At 72.9% G+C, this 19,432-nt stretch carries 18 protein-coding genes; 6 read left to right on the forward strand and 12 right to left on the reverse strand.

Annotation, left to right across the window (positions count from 1 at the left end):
- Positions 1–12: 12 nt before the first annotated feature.
- The gene (locus BLT99_RS02960) at positions 13–1,572 is read right to left on the reverse strand and encodes a succinic semialdehyde dehydrogenase (protein ID WP_092669179.1); all 1,560 of its coding nucleotides are present in this window, start codon (positions 1,570–1,572) and stop codon (positions 13–15) included.
- A 68-nt stretch (positions 1,573–1,640) separates the two neighbouring features.
- Here BLT99_RS02960 and BLT99_RS02965 point away from each other — a divergent pair, with 68 nt between their 5' ends.
- Positions 1,641–3,008, forward strand: coding sequence for an MFS transporter (locus tag BLT99_RS02965; protein ID WP_092669180.1), 1,368 nt, complete (start codon positions 1,641–1,643; stop codon positions 3,006–3,008).
- Positions 3,005–4,573 (forward strand): pyridoxal phosphate-dependent decarboxylase family protein, encoded by a 1,569-nt coding sequence (locus BLT99_RS02970; RefSeq protein WP_092669181.1) that lies wholly within the window; start codon positions 3,005–3,007, stop codon positions 4,571–4,573. Before BLT99_RS02965 ends, BLT99_RS02970 begins: the two co-directional genes overlap by 4 nt.
- On the opposite strand, the gene BLT99_RS02975 is transcribed toward BLT99_RS02970, so the two are convergent.
- Together BLT99_RS02975 and BLT99_RS02980 are read right to left on the reverse strand one after the other, a co-directional pair.
- Positions 4,549–5,190: a response regulator transcription factor gene (locus BLT99_RS02975; RefSeq protein WP_092675516.1), complete on the reverse strand. Its 642-nt coding sequence runs from the start codon at positions 5,188–5,190 to the stop codon at positions 4,549–4,551. The genes BLT99_RS02970 and BLT99_RS02975 overlap by 25 nt on opposite strands.
- Positions 5,178–7,091, reverse strand: coding sequence for a sensor histidine kinase (locus BLT99_RS02980; protein WP_092669182.1), 1,914 nt, complete (start codon positions 7,089–7,091; stop codon positions 5,178–5,180). Before BLT99_RS02980 ends, BLT99_RS02975 begins: the two co-directional genes overlap by 13 nt.
- A gap of 135 nt (positions 7,092–7,226) precedes the next feature.
- On the opposite strand from BLT99_RS02980, the gene BLT99_RS02985 reads away from it, so the two are divergent.
- Positions 7,227–7,955, forward strand: a complete 729-nt coding sequence (locus BLT99_RS02985; protein ID WP_157674920.1) for a hypothetical protein — start codon at positions 7,227–7,229, stop codon at positions 7,953–7,955.
- Between the two features lie 26 nt (positions 7,956–7,981).
- On the opposite strand, the gene BLT99_RS02990 is transcribed toward BLT99_RS02985, so the two are convergent.
- The 4 genes from BLT99_RS02990 to BLT99_RS03005 are packed head-to-tail and all read right to left on the reverse strand — an operon-like array spanning position 7,982 to position 11,894.
- Positions 7,982–8,881 (reverse strand): hypothetical protein, encoded by a 900-nt coding sequence (locus BLT99_RS02990; RefSeq protein ID WP_092669184.1) that lies wholly within the window; start codon positions 8,879–8,881, stop codon positions 7,982–7,984.
- A 5-nt stretch (positions 8,882–8,886) separates the two neighbouring features.
- A complete protein-coding gene (locus BLT99_RS02995) occupies positions 8,887–10,062 on the reverse strand; it encodes an Mrp/NBP35 family ATP-binding protein (protein ID WP_092669185.1) in 1,176 nt (391 codons plus the stop codon).
- A complete protein-coding gene (locus BLT99_RS03000) occupies positions 10,049–10,573 on the reverse strand; it encodes a DUF1003 domain-containing protein (protein ID WP_092669186.1) in 525 nt (174 codons plus the stop codon). Before BLT99_RS03000 ends, BLT99_RS02995 begins: the two co-directional genes overlap by 14 nt.
- Positions 10,560–11,894, reverse strand: a complete 1,335-nt coding sequence (locus BLT99_RS03005) for a magnesium transporter MgtE N-terminal domain-containing protein (protein ID WP_092669187.1) — start codon at positions 11,892–11,894, stop codon at positions 10,560–10,562. The genes BLT99_RS03000 and BLT99_RS03005 overlap by 14 nt, the downstream gene beginning before the upstream one ends.
- 67 nt (positions 11,895–11,961) lie before the next feature.
- Between BLT99_RS03005 and BLT99_RS17820 the strand changes: the two genes are divergently transcribed.
- Complete coding sequence (locus tag BLT99_RS17820) at positions 11,962–12,723, forward strand: general stress protein (protein WP_188434449.1); 762 nt, start codon at positions 11,962–11,964, stop codon at positions 12,721–12,723.
- Between the two features lie 28 nt (positions 12,724–12,751).
- Here the strand turns inward: BLT99_RS17820 and BLT99_RS03015 are convergent, their stop codons facing one another.
- Positions 12,752–14,332: an aminopeptidase P family protein gene (locus BLT99_RS03015; protein WP_229724852.1), complete on the reverse strand. Its 1,581-nt coding sequence runs from the start codon at positions 14,330–14,332 to the stop codon at positions 12,752–12,754.
- A gap of 42 nt (positions 14,333–14,374) precedes the next feature.
- On the reverse strand, positions 14,375–15,400 hold the full coding sequence (locus BLT99_RS03020; protein WP_092669189.1) for an endonuclease/exonuclease/phosphatase family protein: 1,026 nt from the start codon (positions 15,398–15,400) through the stop codon (positions 14,375–14,377).
- 94 nt (positions 15,401–15,494) lie between these two features.
- Between BLT99_RS03020 and BLT99_RS03025 the strand changes: the two genes are divergently transcribed.
- Entirely contained in the window at positions 15,495–16,373 is an 879-nt protein-coding gene (locus BLT99_RS03025; protein WP_092669190.1) for a PHP domain-containing protein, read from the forward strand.
- A 16-nt stretch (positions 16,374–16,389) separates the two neighbouring features.
- Here BLT99_RS03025 and BLT99_RS03030 read toward each other — a convergent pair whose 3' ends face one another.
- Complete coding sequence (locus BLT99_RS03030; protein ID WP_172802954.1) at positions 16,390–17,898, reverse strand: DEAD/DEAH box helicase; 1,509 nt, start codon at positions 17,896–17,898, stop codon at positions 16,390–16,392.
- 167 nt (positions 17,899–18,065) lie between these two features.
- On the opposite strand from BLT99_RS03030, the gene BLT99_RS03035 reads away from it, so the two are divergent.
- Positions 18,066–18,782, forward strand: a complete 717-nt coding sequence (locus BLT99_RS03035) for a ferritin-like fold-containing protein (RefSeq protein WP_229724851.1) — start codon at positions 18,066–18,068, stop codon at positions 18,780–18,782.
- A gap of 27 nt (positions 18,783–18,809) precedes the next feature.
- On the opposite strand, the gene BLT99_RS17925 is transcribed toward BLT99_RS03035, so the two are convergent.
- Positions 18,810–19,115 carry a hypothetical protein gene (locus tag BLT99_RS17925; RefSeq protein WP_229724850.1) on the reverse strand — a complete coding sequence of 102 codons (306 nt, stop codon included), beginning with the start codon at positions 19,113–19,115 and terminating at the stop codon, positions 18,810–18,812.
- Positions 19,115–19,339 carry a DUF3107 domain-containing protein gene (locus tag BLT99_RS03045; RefSeq protein WP_092669195.1) on the reverse strand — a complete coding sequence of 75 codons (225 nt, stop codon included), beginning with the start codon at positions 19,337–19,339 and terminating at the stop codon, positions 19,115–19,117. The genes BLT99_RS17925 and BLT99_RS03045 overlap by 1 nt, the downstream gene beginning before the upstream one ends.
- Positions 19,340–19,432 lie beyond the last annotated feature (93 nt).

The raw sequence follows: 19,432 nt of genomic DNA on the forward strand, positions 1-19,432 counted from the left end.
CGGCCGCGCCGCTCAGGCGCGCCGGATGCCCCGGAGCACGCGCGCGAGCAGGATGAAGAGCGGGATCATCCGGGCGAAGTCGCGCCCGGAGTGGGGGAGTCCGACGATCCGGCGGTTGACCGACATGGTCACCGGATCGACGAACCGCAGGAGCCCCTCGCGGCCGTTCCGCCGTCCGATGCCTGACTGCTTGAGGCCTCCCATCGGTGCATCGACCGAGCCGAACGACCCGCGGTACCCCTCGTTGACGTTCACGCTGCCCGCGTCGATCTGCGTCGCGAGGCGCGACCCTCGGCGCGTCGAGCCCGAGAGCACGGTCGCGTTCAGGCCGTACTCGGATTCGTTCGCGACGAGGACGGCCTCGGTCTCGCCGTCGACCACCGAGAGGCTCACCACGGCGCCGAAGGTCTCCTCGGTGCTCACGCGCATGTCTGGTGTGACGTCGGTGAGCACCGTGGGCTCGAACGCCCACGGTCCGAGGTCGGGGCGGTGCCGCCCGCCGACCAGGACGCGTGCGCCCTTGGCGAGGGCGTCGTCGAGGTGCGCGCGGACGCGCTCGAGCTGCGATGCGGTCGCGAGGCTGCCGTAGTCGGCGTCGTGGTCGAACCCGGACCCGATCCGAGGGTCGCTCAGGCGCGCGACCAGTGCCTGCGTGAACGGTTCGGCGACGCGGCGGTCGACGTAGATGCGCTCGGCCGAGACGCACAGCTGGCCCATCGACGAGAAGCACGCGTACGCGGCATCCGCCGCCGCCTGCTCGGCGTCGACGTCGTCGAGCACGAGGAGCGCGTTCTTGCCGCCGAGCTCGAGCGACGCGCCGACGAGGCGCCGGGCGGCCTTCTCGGCGATCCGGCGGCCGGTCGCGGTCGACCCCGTGAAGCAGATGTAGTCGACCTCGTCGGTGACCGCCTCGCCGACCTCGCCGGGTTCGCCGGCCACCACGGCCCACAGGGCCTCGGGCACGCCCGCGTCGATGTACGCCCGACGCAGCGCCAGGATCGAGAGCGCACCCTGGTCGTCGGCCTTCTGCACGACCGCGCACCCTGCCGCGAGGGCGGGCACCACGTCCATCGCGGCGAGTGCCACCGCGTAGTTCCAGGGCGTGATGACGCCGACCACGCCCTTGGGGCGGTAGCGGACCCGGGTCGAGACGGCGACCGGGACGACGCCGCGCCGACGTCCGCCTCCGAGCACGCTCCGGGCCTTGAGGGCGTTCCAGCGCGTCACGCTGAGCGCGGCGAACACCTCCTCGAAGGCCTGGCCGCGGGTCTTGCCGCTCTCGAGCTGGGCGAGGTCGAGCAGCTGCTCGCGCCGTTCCAGCAGGAGGTCGTGCGCTCGGAGCAGCACGTCACGGCGCCGCGCGAATCCGGCCCGGGCCCAGGCCAGCTGCGCGAGTCGCGCGCGCGACACCGCGCCGCGCACGTCGTCGGCGCTGGAGCGGGGCAGTTCGACGAGGGTCTCGCCGGTGGAGGGCGTGGGCACCGGCACCGTGCGACCCGTGGACGCCACGAGGTCGTCGAGCAGCGCGTCGTACGTGGAGGGGACGGGCGTTCGGGCGGGGGCGTTCAGCACGTCGTCAGTCTAGGCGCGGGCGCGGGCGCGCGAGCGGGCGGCCTCGCCGGTCCGGCTATGCTTCCCGCATGACCGCACCGGAGCGACGTCTCGCCCGCGGCGTCGTGACCCGGTATGCGATCGGCTCGGTCGGCACCGGCGGCTTCGCGACGCTGCCCGGACTCGTGCTCGTCTTCTACCTCACCGACACGCTCGGAGTGACCGCCCTCGCCGCAGGCCTCGTCGTGACCGCCGCCAAGGTGTGGGACGTCGTGGTGGATCCGTGGATCGGCGAACGGAGCGACCGCGCGCTCGCGTCCAGCGGCACGCGGCGCACCTGGATGCGGGTCGGCGCGATCGCCCTGCCGTTCGCGTTCGCGGCGACCTTCGCCGTCCCGCTCGGGCTGCCGCCCGTGGCATCCGGCACCTGGGTCTTCATCGCGTTCCTCGCCGCGGCCACCGCGTTCAGCCTGTTCCAGGTGCCCTACATCGCGCTGCCTGCCGAGCTCACCGACGACTACGACGGCCGGACCCGACTGCTCACGTGGCGCGTGGTGGTGCTGAGCGTGGCGATCCTGCTCTTCGGTGCGGGCGGGCCGCTGCTGCGACGTGCCGGCGGAAGCGACGAGGCGCTCGGCTACCTCGTGATGGCGGTCGTGGCCGGCGTGCTCGTCGGCGCCGGCATGCTCATCGCGACCACCACGGCCCCACGCGGGGCGCCCTCGGCCGTTCCGCCGCCGCGCCGGCTGCGCGACGGGTATGCGGAGGGGCTGGCGGCGCTGCGGCGCAGCCGGCCGTTCCGCGACCTGCTCACGGCCTTCGTCCTGCAGGGGCTCGCGACGGGCCTCATGCTCGCCGCCGCGAACTACGTCGCCGCGCGCGTGCTCGAGTCGGAGGATGCCCTGACGTTCCTGTTCGTCGCGCTCATCGCGCCGGCCGTCGTCTGCGCGCCGTTGTGGGGGCGGCTCGCGCGTCGGGTCGGCAAGGAGCGCGGCTTCGCACTCGCGAGCCTGCTCTTCGCCGTGGCCGCGGCCGCCCTCGTCGGAATGCTGTGGGCGCCCGGGCCTTGGGTCTACGCGCCCGTCGCGCTCGCCGGCGCCGCGTACGCCGGCATGCAGTCGCTGCCCATGGCGATGCTGCCCGACGTGATCACGCACGATGCCCGCCGCAACGGCGATGGGCGGGCTGGAAGCTTCGGCGGCGTGTGGACCGCAGGGGAGACCGCAGGGATGGCGCTCGGCGCCACGCTCCTCACGGTGGTGCTCGCGGTGACGGGCTACGTCGAGTCGGTCGGCTCGACGGTCGTCGACCAGCCGCCCGCGGCCGTCGCCGGCATCGTCGTGGCGTTCAGCCTGCTGCCCGCCGGCCTCGTGCTGCTCAGCCTGGTGCCGCTCGCGCGCTATCCGCTGCGACGAGGCGACATCGATGCGGATGCCGCGGTGGCGGTGCCGCGATGAACCTGCTGCGGCGTGAGGCTGCCGACATCCTCGCCGAGATCGCGGCACTGCGGGCCGCCGATGCCCCCACGCACGGTGGACGCGTGCTCTCGTACGTGTACGACTCCGGCGTCGCCGAGCTCGACGAGCTCGCCGCCGGGGCGGCCCGGCTCATGCAGCCGGTCAACGGGCTCGACCCGACGACATTCACATCCGTCGCGGCGATGGAGGCCGGCGTGGTCGGGTTCGCACGCCGCATCCTCCACGGCGAGTCCGACGGCTCGGACGGCGCCGAGGTCGTCGTCGGCTCGGTGACGTCCGGTGGCACCGAGAGCTGCATGCTGGCGGTCAAGGCGGCGCGCGACGTCTGGCGCGCGGCGAACCGCGCGGGCGGAGCCGGCGACACGCGCGCGCCACGCCTCGTCGCCCCGACCACGGCGCACGCCGCGTTCCACAAGGCGGCCGAGTACTTCGGACTGCGACTCGACCTCGTCCCGGTCGACCCGGCCGGCGGCGCACCCGAGGCGGCCGCGGTCGTCGACCGCCTCGACGACGACGTGGCCCTCGTGGTGCTCAGCGCGCCGTCCTACCCCTTCGCCGCACTCGATCCGATCGAGGAGATCGCCGCGAACTGCGCCGAGCGAGGCATCGCACTGCACGTCGACGCCTGCATCGGCGGCTTCGCACTGCCCTTCTGGCCCCAGCGGCTCCGCACGTGGGATCTCCGCCTGCCCGGCGTCACGAGCCTCTCGGCCGACCTGCACAAGTACGGATACGCGCCGAAGGGCGTGTCGGTGCTGCTCACCCGTGGGCGCGACCGGCAGCGACACCAGTACTTCGCGACCACGGGGTGGCCCGGCTACCCGGTCGTGAACCCGACGATGGCGGGGTCCAAGCCCGCGGGGCCGCTCGCCGCGGCCTGGGCCATCATCCACGCGCTCGGCGACTCCGGCTTCACCGAGCTCACCGGGCGATCGGCCCGCGCGACGTCGGTCCTTCGACGGGCGATCGACGGTATCGACGGCCTTCGGATCGTGGGCGAACCGGTCGGGCCACTCCTCGCGGTCGCCGCCGACGAGGGCGTCGCGCAGGAGCTCCGTGTCGATCCGCACCACTGGGCCGATGCGCTCCGGACCGCCGGTTGGCAGCTGCAACTTCAGCCCGGAATGGTGCAGGCGGACGGCACGACTCTGCCGCCCACGACACATCTGACCGTGACACCGGTCACGGAGTCGGTCGCCGGCGAACTGTCGGGCGCGCTCGTCGCCGCCGCGGATGCCGTGCGCGGGGTTCCGCCGGTGGATGGCGCGGTGCTCGTCGCCGAGCTCGCGGCGGGACTGCCCGGGGGGCCCGCGGCGCTCGCCGCGGCGTCCGCCGACCTCGACTCGGACGCCGCGGCCGACCTGCTCGCCGCGTTCGGCCTGCTCGGCGGTCACGCCGGCACCGTGGCGCTGCCCGCGCGGCTCGCCCCCGTGCTCGCGCTCGTGGAGACCCTGCCCGCGCCGCTCACCGAGCGCCTGCTCGTCGAGTTGCTCGCGCGCGTGGTCGAACCCGGGGGCTCTCAGGCCTCCCGGCCGTCCAGGTAGGCGAGGATCGCGCGCACCCGGCGATTCTCATCCCGGGACTCGCCGAGTCCGAGCTTCGCGAAGATGTTGCTGATGTGGGTCTCGATCGTGCGCTCGGAGAGGAAGAGATGCTGGCCGACCGCCGCGTTCGACCAGCCCTCGGCCATGAGAGCGAGCACCTCGATCTCGCGCTCGGTGAGGGTGTCGAGCACGTTCGTCGCGCGCGCGGCACCCAGGAGCCGCGTGACGACGTCGGGATCGAGCGACGTGCCGCCGCAGGCCACGCGATCCAGCGCGGTGAGGAACTCGTCGACGTCGAGCACGCGGTCCTTCAGGAGATAGCCGATGCCGCCTGCGGTGACGAGTTCGAGCGTCCGTCGTGTCTCGATGTGCTGCGACAGCAACATCACGGGTGTCCGCGGCGCATCCGCCCGAATCTCGAGCGCCGCATCGATGCCCTCGGCATCGGAGGGCATCCGGATGTCGAGGACGACCACGTCGGGTCGGTGCGCCCGCGTCTGCGCCACGGCGACCGGACCCGTCGCGGCGCGCCCGACGATCTCGTGACCCGCGGACTCGAGGAGGGCTGACAGCCCTTCCCGGAACAGCGCGGAATCCTCGCCGATCACGATCCGCACGGCAGGTTCGCTTCCACGGTCGTGCCGCCGCCGGCGGGCGACGAGATGCATACACGACCGCCGAGGGCCGCGACTCGATCCGACAGGCCCGTGAGGCCTCCCGTCGCGCGCGGTGCGGCGCCACCGCGCCCGTCATCCGACACGCGGACCACCAGCACATCATCGCGCTCGCGCGCGACGACGCGGATCCAGGATGCCTCGGCGTGGCGCAACGAGTTCGCCACGGCTTCGCTCACCACGAAGTACGCGGTCGTCGCCACGGGATCGGGGAGATCCCCCACGCGGACGTCGAGCTCGATCGAATCCGGTGCCACCTGCGCGAGCGCCGTGAGCGCCGGACCGAGGCCGTCGTCGAGAGCGCTCGGACGCACCCCGTGTGCGAGTTGGCGCAGCTCCGCGACCGCGGTGCCGAGCTGGGTCACTGCCGCATCGATGGCGGCGTCGGCGTCGGCGTCGAGTGCAGAGGTGCGCTGCAGCAGCCGCAGCTGCATCCCGAGGGCGATGAGCCGCTGCTGGGCACCGTCGTGGAGGTCGCGCTCGAGACGCCGCCGCTCTTCGTACCCGGCTCGCAGCAGGCGCCCTCGCGACGCCTCGACCTCGGCCGCCGCGTGTGCCAACTCGGATCGCACGCGCACCGCGTCCACGAGTGGAGCCGCCGCCCGTGCGATCGCCGGCCTCGGACGCCTGGTGCGCGAGGCCGAGGGCACGATGGCGCCGATCTCCTCGCCGCGCACGCGGATCGGGGCGGCGGTCGCACCGGTGGCGACGGCGCCGCCGTCGAGCCCGACGAGGTCACCCTCGCCTGGGCGCCGGTATCCCACCACGAGCCCGGGATCATTCAGGGCGCCGCGCAGGATCGCCTGGACGTCCTCGGGCGGTTCGGCGCCCGAGTCGACCCGAGCGGAGAGCCGGCGTAGTGCCGACACTGCTCGTGCGCGTTCGGGGGAGAAGATGCGATCGAACCCGCGATGGACGATCGGGAAGGCCGCGGCCGCGATGAGCGTGACCATGGCGGTCGTGACGGCGGCCGACAACGGCGGCCAGTTTGCGAGGGGAGCCCCAGCGACAGCGCTTGCGATGGAGAGGACGGCCAACCCGCCGCCCAGGAGGGTCAACGCCGCGACGGCTGCAGCCACTGCGCGGTCGACATCGAAGAGTTCGGGTCGGCTCAACGCGATCGTAACTCCCGCGGGGATTGCGAGCAGCATCACCACGAGTCCGAGGCCGGCCAGGTCCGGGCCGAGGCCGAGGAAGCTCATCCAGTTGAGCAGGAGCGTGAGTGGGAGCGACAGGCCGGCCAGGAGCACCCACCGCAGCTGCACCCGTTCCGCTTCCTGCGCGTGCCGGTAGCGGGCGAACGGTGCGGCTGCGGACGCGAAGAGGAGTGCGAAGAAGGCGGCGAGAAGCACGTAGGCGAAGGGAAGTATGAAGCCGGATGTCGCGGGCCACAACCACTCCACCGCCCCCGCGATCATGAACGACGCGACGACGGCGCACAGCGCCAGCGCGATCGCACCCGAGCGCCGTGATGCGGGACGGCCGGTCGGCACGACGACGAGCACGAGGGCGAGCGGCAGGTACAACAGCATCCACCCACCGATCCACGCGCCGTGCAGGTCCTCGTCGACGCTGTTCGACAGGACCACGACGAGGCCGAGGGCGGCCAGAAGCGGTGCGGTCACATCTCCTGGCACCGCACGTGCGACGATCGCGCCCAGCACGATGTCTGCGCCTCCGATCGCGACCGCGGCGGCGACATGCCAGGGCTCGGTGAGCATCGGGCGGGCGAAGGCCAGGAGGAGCACCGAGCAGGCGATCGTCGCCGCACCGATGAGGGCGACCGCAACGGTCGTCCACGGGATGCGCACGCGTGCCGTCTGGATCCCACGCGATGGGCCCATGACCACAGCTTACGGCTGCAGGTGCGAGCGCGGCATCCGTGTCAGCACGGGCGGGATTCGGGTGCCGGCTCCGATCAGTGAGCGCCCCATGGGGGCATCGTCGGGAATGAGACATCCATCGACCGAGGAGCCATGATGACCCGGGTACTCGAACCGACGCAGACCGACGCGACCATCCCCGCGGATCCGACCATCGGGTTCCGTCGCCGCGTCGCCGCGATCGCGCTGCCGACGGCATTCGCGGTCCATCTCGCGACCAACAGCATGTACGCGTGGATCTCGACTTCGAGCGGGTTGAGCGACAGCGCGAGCACCGCCGAGATGCTGAAGATGTTCGCGCTGTTCCCGACGCAGACCCTCGTCGGCACCCTGCTCGCACAGATCGGATGCCTCCTGGCGATCCTGGGACTGCCCGCTGCGCTGCGCGTGCTGCGACCGGCGAAGCCGCGCCTCGCGCTCTGGGCGGTCTCGCTCACGTTGCTCGCGTACGTCTGCTATTTCGGCATCCTGTTCACGAACTACGACATCGTCGCGCTGGCGACCTCACAGGTCGATGCCGCGGCCGCGTTGGCCGCATCACCTGCTCAGGCGTGGAGTGCACCGTTCTACCTGCTGTTCGCGGTCGGCAACCTCGCCGGCACCCTGCTGCTCGGTCTTGCGATCATCCTCGGCGGGCGCCGGGTCGGCGTGCCGTGGTGGGCGGGTCTTCTCGTCATCGGCTGGACCTTCGGCCACGTCGTCAACATCGTCGGCGGCGGCGAGTGGTTCGCTGTCGCAGGCGGAGCACTCGAGGTCGCGGGTCTCGTCCTGGTCGCGTCTGCCGTGCTCCGGCTGTCGAACGCCGGCTGGCGCAGTCGCGGCTGACCAGCTGATCGGCCGTCACATCGCGACTACGAGCCGGGCGCCTGCAGGCCGCAGCGCTCGGCGATGTAGGCGTAGAGGTCGGCCTTGAGCGCGTCGCCCGAGGGCACGTCGAACCGGCCCTCGCGGCCGTCGCCGGTCGAGACGGTGAACGGCAGGATGGTGCCGCGCTTGTCGTCGGCGAGCGCGTGGGCATCGCAGCGGGCCGGTCGCGCGGCCAGCTCGATCGTGAACGGCGCGTCGCCGGGGGCGACGTCGAAGCCGAGCGGCCAGTCCTGGCCGGCCTCGTTGCCGAGCAGTGTCGTGGAGGAGACGCCTTCCAGGCTCAGCGTGCCGTCGCCTTCCGCGGCGGGGTCGATGCGCACGTCGATCCAGGCGCGCCGGTCCGCACCCGTCCCCTCGCTGCGCAGCCGCTCGGGCATGGTGATCTTGGCGACCGCGGCCACCGATTCCGCGAGGCAGGCGGCGTCGGCGATACGCGTCATGGTGCCGAACGGGTCGTCGGGCACCAGGACGCCGGAGTGCGTCACTCCGTCGGCCGTCCGCACGTCGAGGGCGATCTCCACCGCGGTCGGATCGCCGTCGCACACGGTCGGCGTGAGGTCGAGCCGGATGTCGATCGCGTCGTCGGCGCTGAGCTCGAACGGCTCGTCGCGGTCCATGCCGGGCTCGAGTGCGGGGGATCGGACCTCGAGCGCGGTGACGGTGATCGGATCGCCCGAGTTCTCGAAGTGCACGACGAGGCGCCCCTTGGGCACGTCGAGCCGACCCTGCTGGACGGACACGGCCAGTCCTTCGGGCAGCGCCGAGTCGCCGGCGTCCGCGCCGGCGTCGACCGGCGCGCATGCGGCGAGCGCGGTACCGGCGGCGATCGCGAGGGTGGCGAGAGCAGCCGCGAGCCGTGTGCGTGACCGGATGGCGCGCGGCATCCGACTCACCGCACCGAGACGTCGAGACGACGGCCCGAGAGCGAGCGCGGGCGGGTCGCGAGGGCGGCGGCGGCCTGCTCGATCGCGCGCGCGGCCGGATCGTCGGGCTCGGCGAGGACCACCGGAACCCCCTCGTCGCCGCCGCGCCGCAGGGCGACGCTGAGCGGCACGCTGGCGAGCAGCGGCACGACCTCGTCGACGCCCTCGGAGAGCCGACGCGCGACCTCGGCGCCGCCGCCGGAGCCGAACAGGTCGAGCAGCGACCCGTCGGGTTGCGCGAGTCCGGCCATGTTCTCGATCACGCCGACCACGCGCTGGCCGGTCTGCCGGGCGACGAGACCCGAACGCTCGGCGACGTCGGCGGCCGCGGGCTGCGGCGTCGTGACGACGACGACCTCGGCGTTGGGCAGCAATTGCCCCAGCGAGATCGCCACGTCGCCGGTGCCCGGCGGGAGGTCGACGAGCAGGACGTCGAGGTCTCCGAACCAGACGTCGGTGAGGAACTGCTGGAGCGTGCGATGCAGCATCGGACCGCGCCAGGCCACGGCGACCGAGGAGCCCCGGCCGCCCGGTTCCGTCGGCTCGACGAACATGCCGATCGAGATCACCTTCACCCCGTGCGCGACGGGGGGCAGGATCATGTCGTCGACGCGTGTCGGGCGCGCCGCGGTTCCGTGCTCGTCGACGAGGCCGAGCAGGCCGGGGATGGAGAAGCCGTGCACGTCGGCGTCGACGAGGCCGACCGAGAGCCCACGGGCCGCGAGCGCGACCGCGAGGTTCGCCGTGAGCGTGGACTTGCCCACGCCGCCCTTGCCGCTCGTCACCGCGATCACGCGCGTGAGCGTGCCGGGGCCGAAGGGGTTGCCACGCGCGGCGCGGCCGCCGCGGAGTCGCTCGGTCAACGCGGCGCGCTGCTCGGGCGTCATGACGCCGAGCTCGACGGCGGCATTGCCCGGTCCGACGACCCCCTCGGCAGCGGCGCGCACATCCCGTTCGATGCGATCGGAGGCCGGACACCCGACGATCGTGAGGCGGATGCCGACGTCGACTCCGGTCGCGGTGGCGACGACGCGCTCGACCATGTCGAGCTCGGTGATCGGCCTTCGGATCTCGGGGTCGATGACGCCAGCGAGCGCCGCGCGGACGGCCTGCTCGACCTCGGCCTCATCAGGACGCGGCATGCGTCGACTCCTCCTCGTCGCGCCGGTCGAGCTCGTCGAGCACCTGGCGGAGCTCCTGGCGGATGAACTCCTTCGACGCGAGGTCGCGCACCGCGAGCCGAAGGGCGACGACCTCGCGCGCGAGGTACTCGGTGTCGGCGAGGTTGCGCTCGGCCCGCTGGCGGTCCTGCTCGATCTGCACGCGGTCGCGGTCGTCCTGCCGGTTCTGCGCGAGCAGGATGAGGGGGGCGGCGTACGACGCCTGGAGCGACAGCACGAGCGTCAGCGCGGTGAACCCGATCGCGATGGAGTCGAACCGCCACGGTTCGGGCGCGAACGTGTTCCACGCCATCCACCCGAGCGCGAACACCGTGAGCCCGACCAGGAAGCCAGGGGTGCCCATCGCGCGCGCGACCCACTCGGTGAACCGGCCGAACCGGTCGCGGTCGCCCGAGAGGCGGAGGGGCGACGGAGATCGCCGCAGTCCCTTCGGGGTGTCGAACCGACGGTCGTCGGCGTCAGCGCGTGCCATCTCCTGCCCTCCTTCCGGGTGCGATCGGGATGCTGCCGGTGGCGAGCTGGGCGCGGGCGGTCGCGCGTCTGGTCACCTCCGACTCGTCGTCGGGATGACTTCGCCAGTCATCGGGCAGCAGGTAGTCGAGGACGTCGTCGATCGTCACGACGCCGACGAGCCGTTGCTTCTCGTCGACGACGGGCACCGACACGAGGTCGTAGCTCGCCAGGATACGGCTCACCTCGGCGGCCGACGTGTCGGCCCTGACGGGCTCGAGGCCCTGGTCGATGAGCGAGCCCAAGCGCTCGTGCGGCGGGTAGCGCAGCATCCGCTGGAAGTGCACGATGCCGAGGAAGCGCCCGGTGGGCGGTTCGTACGGCGGCAGGGTCACGCACACCGCGGCGCCGAGTGCGGGCGGCAGGTCGTGGCGGCGGATCAGGGCGAGGCCCTCGGCCACCGTGGCATCGGCCGACACGATGATCGGCTCGGTGGTCATGAGCCCGCCCGCGGTGTCGGGACCGTACGAGAGCAGGAAGCGCACGTCCTCGGCCTCCTCGGGCTCCATGAGCTCGAGCAGGTGCTCGCCACGGTCTTCCGGCAGCTGCGCGATGAGGTCGGCCGCGTCGTCGGGCTGCATGTGATCGAGCACGTCGGCCGCGCGGTCGTCGCCGAGGTGCGCCAGGATCTCGACCTGGTCGGACTCGGGCATCTCCTCGAGCACGTCGGCGAGCCGGTCGTCGGGCAGTTCCTCGGCGACCTCCTGCCGGCGCTGCGGCGTCAGGTCGAGCAGCGTGTTGGCGAGGTCGGCGGGCTTGAGCTCGGAGTACGTCGCGATGAGCTGCTCGGCCGACTGCGCCTCGCCGGCCGCGATGGTCTCGCGCACCTCGCGCCAGGTCACGTACGCCGAGGGACCCTTGGCGAACGGCGATGCGCTCGTCTTGGGTCGCCGCACGAACAGCTGGTCGACCTCCCACTCGCCGGGATCGCGCTCCTCGATGGCGACATCCTCGATGGTGGCGGTGCCCGAGCCGTCGTTGAACGCGACCTTGCGACCGAGCATCTCGGCGATCACGCGCACCTCGCCGCCGCGCTGCTCGAACCGGCGCAGGTTGATCAGGCCGGTCGTGATGATCTGGCCGCCGCCGATCGAGGTGACCCGGCCGATGGAGACGAAGACGCGGCGCTTCCCGGGGATCTCGACGATGAGTCCCACGACGCGCGGTGGATCGGACTTGCGATACACCACGAGGACGTCGCGGACCTTGCCCACGCGATCGCCCGCAGGGTCGAAGACGGGGCACCCGGCGAGTCGGGCGACGAAGACTCTCGTGGCGCTCACGCCTCCAACTTACCCCCGAGGCCTCGGCTCCCGGCCGGGGCACGGGCGCCCATGGGAGAATGGGCCCGTGAGCACGCAGAGCCCGTTCGGCGGTCGCATCGGCCGCGCCTTCCCGACGCTGCCCAAGGGCGAGACGGTCGCGAGCTACGAGACCTACCAGGAGGCCCAGGCCGCGGTCGACCGCCTGGCGAAGGCCGAGTTCCCGGTCAAGGAGCTCTCGATCGTCGGCCACGACCTCACGAGCGTCGAGCGCATCACCGGCACGCTGAGCTGGGGCCGGGCTGCCGGCGCGGGCGCCTTGTCGGGCGCCTGGTTCGGCACGTTCCTCGGCCTGCTGCTGTTCATCTTCTCGCCGTCGGGCACGTCGCTCGGCATCCTCGGCGCCGCGATCCTCATCGGCGCGGGCTTCGGCATGATCTTCAGCGTCGTCTCGTACTCGATCAATCGCCGACGTCGCGACTTCACGTCGGTCATGCAGGTGCTCGCCACGCGGTACGCCGTCATCGCCGAGCCGGCGCACGTGATCAGGGCCCGCCAGGTGCTGGGGGTCGCGGATGCCGCGGCGCCGCCGTCGCCCTCTGCGGTCCCAGTGGTGACTCCGCCCCCGGTCGAGCCCGTGGCAGAGCCGGGCCGTGGCGTGCCGGGCGGTGACGAACCCGGCCGTGTCGAGCCCGGCGGGGTCGAGGACGGCTCGAACCGGCCGCCGCTCGACGCCGAGGGCGCGCCAGGGCAACGCCCTGCCGACGACGCGCGTCCGCTCACCTACGGCGAGGCGCAGGATGCCGCGCGCCGCGCCGCACGCGAGCGCCGCGAGGCCGACGGGGTCTGAACCCGCCGGCCCGCTCGGGCCGCGATGATCAGCGGGCCGCGCCGCGCACCCAGGCCTCGACCTCGTCGGCCGTGCGCGGGATGCCCGCCGAGAGGTTCTCGGCGCCGTCGGCCGTGACGAGGATGTCGTCCTCGATCCGCACGCCGATGCCCCGGAACTCCTCGGGCACCGTGAGGTCGTCGGGCTGGAAGTACAGCCCCGGCTCGATCGTGAAGACCATGCCCGGCTCGAGCACGCCGTCCATGTACATCGAGCGTCGCGCCTGCGCGCAGTCGTGCACGTCGAGTCCCAGGTGGTGGCTCGTGCCGTGGACCATGTACCGGCGGTGGAACTGGTTCTCGGGCTCCAGCGACTCCTGGGCCGAGACGGGGAGGAAGCCCCACTCGGCGGTCTTCCGTGCGATGACCGCCATCGCGGCCGCGTGGATCTCGCGGAAGACGACTCCCGGGCGTGCGACGCGGAACGCGGCATCCGCCGCCTCGAGGACGGCCTCGTAGACCTGGCGCTGCACGGCCGAGAACGCGCCGTTGACCGGGAACGTGCGCGTGATGTCGGCCGTGTAGTAGCTGTCGCGCTCGACGCCGGCGTCGAGCAGCACGAGATCACCCGGCACGACGGGACCGTCGTTGCGGGTCCAGTGCAGGATGGTGGCGTGCGGGCCCGCCGCCGCGATCGAGGCGTAGCCGACGTCGTTGCCGTCGAGCCGCGCGCGCGTGGCGAACACGCCCTCGATGACGCGCTCGCCGCGGACCTCGCTCGTGATGCGGGGCAGCTCGGCGAGCACCTCGGCGAAACCGCGCTCGGTGGCGTCGACGGCAGCGCGCATCTCGGCGATCTCGTACTCGTCCTTCACGAGGCGCAGCTCGGAGAGCACGCGGGCGAAGTCGGCATCAGGTTCGTGCTCGGCGTTGACCTCGAGGCTGAACGGCGTGTCGGCGGCGTTCGTCGAGAGCGCGGCCTCGGCCGCGAAGCGCAGGCGCGCGTGGTCGACGCGCTCGGTGATCGCAACGTCGGCTTCGCGCAGGACGAGCGTGGCGGTGTCGACGGCATCGATCACGCGATCGAAGTCGGCGATGCCCCGCGCCTCGACCTGGAGGTCGGCGGCGACGTGTGCGAGCGACGGACGCGGGCCGATCCAGAACTCGCCGATCGCGGCGTTGGCGTAGAACTCCTCGGAGTCGCGACCGGCGCGCTCGCGGAAGTACACCGTCGCGGCGTGCGCCGCCTGTCCGGTCGGCTCCATGACGAGGATCGCGCCGGGCTCGGAGTCGGAGCCCCACCCGGTGAGGTGGGCGAACGCGGAGTGCGCGCGGAAGGGGTAGTCGGTGTCGTTGGCGCGCTGCTTCATGTCGCCGGCGGGGATGACCAGGCGCTGGCCGGGGAACTCGGCCGAGACGCGGGCCCGACGTGCGGCGGCGTACGCCGCCTGCGCGCGCGGCTCGGGGAGCGGCTCGTCGCGATCGGCCCAACCGCCGAAGATGAACGCCTTGAAGCCCTCGGATGCGGGCGTCGTGGAGCGGTTCGCGTTGCGGCCGGTCTCCTCGGCGGTGGTCTCGTCGATGGGGCGGGCCTCGTGGGCCGTCGCGGTGGCGTCGCCGGAATTGGTCATGCGACCCATTCTCGCACCGAGCGGATGGCGGGGGCGGCGCCTTCAGTCCCGTGCGAGCGTCGCCACGATCGGGCGATGGTCACTGCCCGCGTCGTCGAGGCCCTCGATCACGCGGAACGCCTGGACGCGCCATCCGGGAGTCGCGAGCACGTGGTCGATGGGGCTGCCCAGCAGCGCCGGCACGCGGGTCGGCCAGGTGCCGACCGCGGCCGAGCGGGCCTGCGCCGCGGCATCCGAGCACCGCCCCAGGTCGCCGCCGTCGACGCCCCGTCCGGCGAAGTGGTCGAGCGTGGCATTGAAGTCGCCGGCCATGACGACGTTCTCACCTGCGCACTGCTCGGCGAGCCAGTCGAGGTCGCTGCGCCAGTTGCGCAGCTCCCAGCGGATCGGCGCGACCGCGTGGACCGCGACGATCCTCGGGCCGTCGCCGTCCACCGGCTCGGCCACGACGCTCGGCAGCGTGTTGGTGTTCTCGGGCGGGCCCGGCCAGGGCTCGTTCACCACCTGGTAGTCGCCGAGTTCGGGCGAGATCAGGATGGTCGTCGAACGCGCCTTGGCGACCTGGTCGAAGAACTGCGTGTGCACCCACATGGGGCGGCCGCCGTCGCGCATCGCGATCGCGATCTCCTCGCCGAGCGGCTCGGTCGTCTCGGGGAGGACGATGACGTCGGCCTCCTCGTCGAGCGCGAGGCCCGCGATGGTCGCGGCGTCGGGGACCTCGCCGAGCGTGTTCCACGAGAGCACCGTGAGCGAATCCGCCGTCGCGGCCGCCGCCCCGTCGCCGGAACCCCCGAACCCGCGCACCGCGAGGATGCCGGCGTTGCCGATCGAGAAGGCCAGGAGGACCGCCGTCATCGCGAGCGCGAACCGACGTGCGGGTTCGACGAGGGCCAGCAGCGCGAAGACGACGGCCGTGGCGCCCGCCACGACGGCCGCTGCGCCGCGCAGCGCGACCACGTGCGCGGCGATCCACTGGTTCTGCAGGCCGAAGCCCTGCGGCCACAGCAGCACGGCCGCGACGACGGCGGTGCCGAGCACGATCGCCCAGCCGAGGATGCGGGGGAGCATTCGTCCCAGCGTAGGGGAACCGCGCGTGCGGCCGCCGCGCGTGCGCCGCATGTCCGCTGCGAGTCCGCGACGAGCCCGCGCCTACGATGGGGGGATGGTCGAAGCCCCGGTCCACGTCGCGGCCGACCTGCACGCCCACTCGACCGTGTCCGACGGCACGGACGCTCCGGCCGAGCTGGTCGAGGCGGCCGTCCGGGCCGGGCTCGAGGGGCTCGCGATCACCGACCACGACTCGACGGCAGGGTGGGCCGAGGCGTCCGCCGCCGCCCATCGCCACGGAGTCGTCCTGATCCCGGGGATGGAGCTCTCCACTCGCGTGCAGTTCGCGAGCGTGCATGTGCTCGCCTACCTCGTCGACCCCGACGACGAGGGACTCCTCGCCGAGACCGAGCGGATCCGCGAGTCGCGCCTGACGCGCGCGGAGAAGATCGTGCGCCGCATCTCGGCCGACTACGACCTCACCTGGGACGACGTCCTCGCGCAGACCACCGACGGAGCAACGATCGGCCGCCCGCACATCGCCGACGCCCTCGTCGCGCGCGGCCACGCGGCCACGCGTTCCGAGGCGTTCGCCGGCATCCTGCACTGGCGCTCGGGGTACGCGCAGCCGCACTACGCGCCCGACCCGCTCACCGGCATCCGGCTCATCCGCGCCGCGGGCGGGGTGCCCGTGCTGGCGCACCCCGGCACGCGCGGAGCCGAGGGCGTCCTGACCGACGACCGGCTGCGCCGCTTCGCCGACGCCGGCCTCTTCGGCCTCGAGGTCGACCACCCCGAGAACACCGAGGCGTCGAAGCCCCGCCTGCGCGCGCTCGCGGCGAGGTACGGGCTCGCGGTCACGGGCTCGAGCGACTACCACGGGCTCGGCAAGGCGAACCGCATCGGCGAGCACACCACGCCCGCCGACGTCGTGGCGCGCATCGTCGCCGAGGCGACCGGCGCGCGACCGATCGTGCCCGCGCCGGCGGCCTGACCGCGGTTCGGGTCGGCTAGGCCTGCGCGGTCGGCGCGGCGTTGCCGGCACCGCCCGAGCGGCCCCCGCGGCGACGCCGACGGCGGCGCGGTGCGGCGTTGCCGTCGTGGTGCTCGCGGCCCTTGCCGTCGTGCGTGCCGGCGCCCGGCTCCTTCGCCTCGGCCGGCGCGGCCGACCCCTCGGTCGCGCCCGACGCCTCGACCGCGGCCTCGCCCTCGGAACGGCCGCCGCGCGTGCGACGACGCGAACGCGACCGTGCCGGGCGCGACGCGTCATCGGCCGCTGCTTCGCCCTCGCGACGACCCGCCGTCGCCGACCGCGTCGGCGGAGCGCTCGCCGCGGGCTTCAGGCGGCCCTTGGTGCCCTCGGGGATGTCGAGATCGCTGTAGAGGTGCGGGCTCGACGAGTAGGTCTCGGTCGGCTCGGGCTGGCCGAACTCGAGGGCGCGGTTGATGAGCGCCCACTTGTGCAGGTCGTCCCAGTCGACGAACGTCACGGCGATGCCGGTCTTGCCCGCACGGCCCGTGCGGCCGGCGCGGTGCAGGTAGGCCTTGTCGTCGTCGGGGATCGTGTGGTTGATCACGTGCGTGACGTCGTCGACGTCGATGCCGCGTGCTGCGACATCCGTCGCGATGAGGATGTCCTTCTTGCCGGCCTTGAAGGCGGCCATGGCGCGCTCGCGCTGGTCCTGGTTGAGGTCGCCGTGCACGGCGGCGGCGTTGAACCCGCGATCGTTGAGCTCCTCGACGAGCTTCGCGGCCGCGCGCTTGGTGCGCGTGAAGATGACGGTCTTGCCGCGGCCCTCGGCCTGGAGGATGCGCGAGATCACCTCGTCCTTGTCGAGCGAGTGGGCGCGGTAGACGAGGTGCTTGATGTTCGCCTGCGTGAGGCCCTCGTCTGGGTCGGTCGCGCGGATGTGGATGGGCTTCGACATGAAGCGTCGAGCCAGCGCCACGATCGGGCCGGGCATGGTCGCCGAGAACAGCATGGTGTGCCGGACCGCGGGGATCTTCGAGAAGATCTTCTCGATGTCGGGCAGGAAGCCGAGGTCGAGCATCTTGTCGGCCTCGTCGAGCACGACCTCGCGCACGCCCGCGAGCGACAGCACGCGCTGGTTCGCCAGGTCGATGAGGCGGCCGGGCGTGCCGACCACGATCTGCGCGCCGGCCTTCAGCTGCTCGATCTGGCCCTCGTAGGCCTTGCCGCCGTAGATCGACACGATCTTGGCGGGGCGGTTGGATGTCGCGAGCTCCAGGTCTTCGGTGACCTGCACGCACAGCTCGCGCGTGGGCACCACGACGAGCGCCTGTACGCCGGGCTCGGGGTCGTCGCCCAGGCGCTGGATGAGCGGCAGGCCGAACCCGAAGGTCTTGCCCGTGCCGGTCTTGGCCTGGCCGATGATGTCCTGGCCCGTGAGGGCCAGCGGGATGGTCTGCTCCTGGATGGGGAAGGCATCGACGATGCCCTTGCCGGCGAGGGCCTCGACGATGTCGGGCGCGATGCCGAGTTCGGTGAACGTGGTCACGTGATCTGCCTGTCGGTGATGCGGAATGAGAGGTGCGCCCTGTTCCGATCCCAGGCGCACGGCCGCGGTTCCATCGCCCGCGTGCCCCACCAGCCTATCCGAGCGGGCTGGGAGGCCCCGGAAGGGGGATCGCGCCATGTCTCGGCGGGGCCTCTATGCTGTGGTCCGTGGTGAACTGGTCGAAGCCGCGCCTGCCGCGGCCCGAGGCGCCGCGGCTGCGCCCCCGCATCGCGCCGACCGAGCTCACCCGCATCGACTTCACCGAGGTCGTGCCCGACCCCGTCGCGTTCCTCGGCCAGGCGGCCTACATCCAGCTCGAGTTCTTCGAGAGCCTCGCCAAGGCCGTCGCGACCGCGCCCGACCTCGCGTCCAAGGAGGGACTGAGCGCCGCAGCCGGCGTCGCGCTGCGCCAGCACCACGACCTCATCGCCGAGCTGCGGCGACTCGAGGCCGAGCCGGCCGAGGTCATGGCGCCGTTCGCGCCCGCGACCGACCGCTTCCGGCACGCGACGTCGGGTGCCGACTGGACCGAGCTGCTGCTCGGCATCCACATCACCTCGGGCATGCTCGACGACTACTTCGCGCGGCTCTCCGAGGGCCTGCCGCCCGACCTCGGAACGCGGGTGCGCGGCATCCTCGCGCCGCAGGCGGCCGCCGAGGTGGTCGTGCAGGAGCTGCAGCGCGCGATCGCCGCCGACCCGACGCTCGCGGACCGGCTCGCGCTGTGGGGCCGGAGCCTCGTGGGCGACACGCTGCTCATCGCGCACTCCGCGCTCCGCGCCTCGGAGTCGAGCGGAGCGCTCGGCGCCGACGTCGAGCCCGTGTTCACCGAGTTGATCGCCGCGCACACGCGACGCATGGACGCGCTCGGGCTCACCGCCTAGCGGCGCCGGCCGTGGCGCCGCGCCGGGTCAGCGGTGCGCCAAGCCGAACTTCGAGAGCCGGGCGAACGTCTCGGCGTCCTGCCGCTCGCGGCGCGGGCCGACGAACAGCGCGGTCCCGGCCGATGCGGCGGCGGCGGCCGCGAGGGAGATCACCCAGATCCATCCGCCGTCCCACGCGAATCCGAGCCAGGTCAGGGCGACCCACACGACCGCGGCCGCAGCCGCGCCGACGGCGGGCACGAGCACGACGCCGTGCGTGCGGCGACGGGGGAGCGCGTAGCGGGCGGCCAGCCCGAGGATGGCGCCGCCGAGCGTGACGAAGAGGAGCTCCATCAGCCGACGAACCCGATCCGACGGGCCTCCTCGGTGCCGATCTCGACGTACGCGAGCGCTGCGGCGGGGACCACGTAGACCGTGCCCTTGCTGTCGGACAGTCGCAGCACCGGGCTCTGGCCCGAAAGTGCCGCGGCGACGGCCTGCTCGACCTCCGCCGCCGTCTGCGAGGTCTCGAACGAGAGCTCGCGGGGGGAGTTCTGGATGCCGATGCGAAGGTCCACTGTGCGCCTTTCTGTCGTTGACAGCACCCTACGACACGCGCGGGTCGGGCCCTGTCGCGTTCACTGTCGGCGGACACGGATACCGTGGGCGGC

The sequence above is a fragment of the Agromyces flavus genome, from assembly GCF_900104685.1.
Classification (GTDB): Bacteria; Actinomycetota; Actinomycetes; order Actinomycetales; family Microbacteriaceae; genus Agromyces; species Agromyces flavus.

Coding starts and splice junctions, on each gene's coding strand:
- BLT99_RS03000 (WP_092669186.1), bottom strand. CDS start 10,573: ATGGCACGCGCTGACGCCGACGACCGTCGGTTCGACACCCCGAAGGGA.
- BLT99_RS03015 (WP_229724852.1), bottom strand. CDS start 14,332: ATGACCAATTCCGGCGACGCCACCGCGACGGCCCACGAGGCCCGCCCC.
- BLT99_RS02995 (WP_092669185.1), bottom strand. CDS start 10,062: ATGCCGCGTCCTGATGAGGCCGAGGTCGAGCAGGCCGTCCGCGCGGCG.
- BLT99_RS03020 (WP_092669189.1), bottom strand. CDS start 15,400: ATGCTCCCCCGCATCCTCGGCTGGGCGATCGTGCTCGGCACCGCCGTC.
- BLT99_RS03025 (WP_092669190.1), top strand. CDS start 15,495: ATGGTCGAAGCCCCGGTCCACGTCGCGGCCGACCTGCACGCCCACTCG.
- BLT99_RS17925 (WP_229724850.1), bottom strand. CDS start 19,115: ATGGAGCTCCTCTTCGTCACGCTCGGCGGCGCCATCCTCGGGCTGGCC.
- BLT99_RS02990 (WP_092669184.1), bottom strand. CDS start 8,881: ATGCCGCGCGCCATCCGGTCACGCACACGGCTCGCGGCTGCTCTCGCC.
- BLT99_RS02980 (WP_092669182.1), bottom strand. CDS start 7,091: ATGGGCCCATCGCGTGGGATCCAGACGGCACGCGTGCGCATCCCGTGG.
- BLT99_RS02985 (WP_157674920.1), top strand. CDS start 7,227: ATGACCCGGGTACTCGAACCGACGCAGACCGACGCGACCATCCCCGCG.
- BLT99_RS02970 (WP_092669181.1), top strand. CDS start 3,005: ATGAACCTGCTGCGGCGTGAGGCTGCCGACATCCTCGCCGAGATCGCG.
- BLT99_RS02965 (WP_092669180.1), top strand. CDS start 1,641: ATGACCGCACCGGAGCGACGTCTCGCCCGCGGCGTCGTGACCCGGTAT.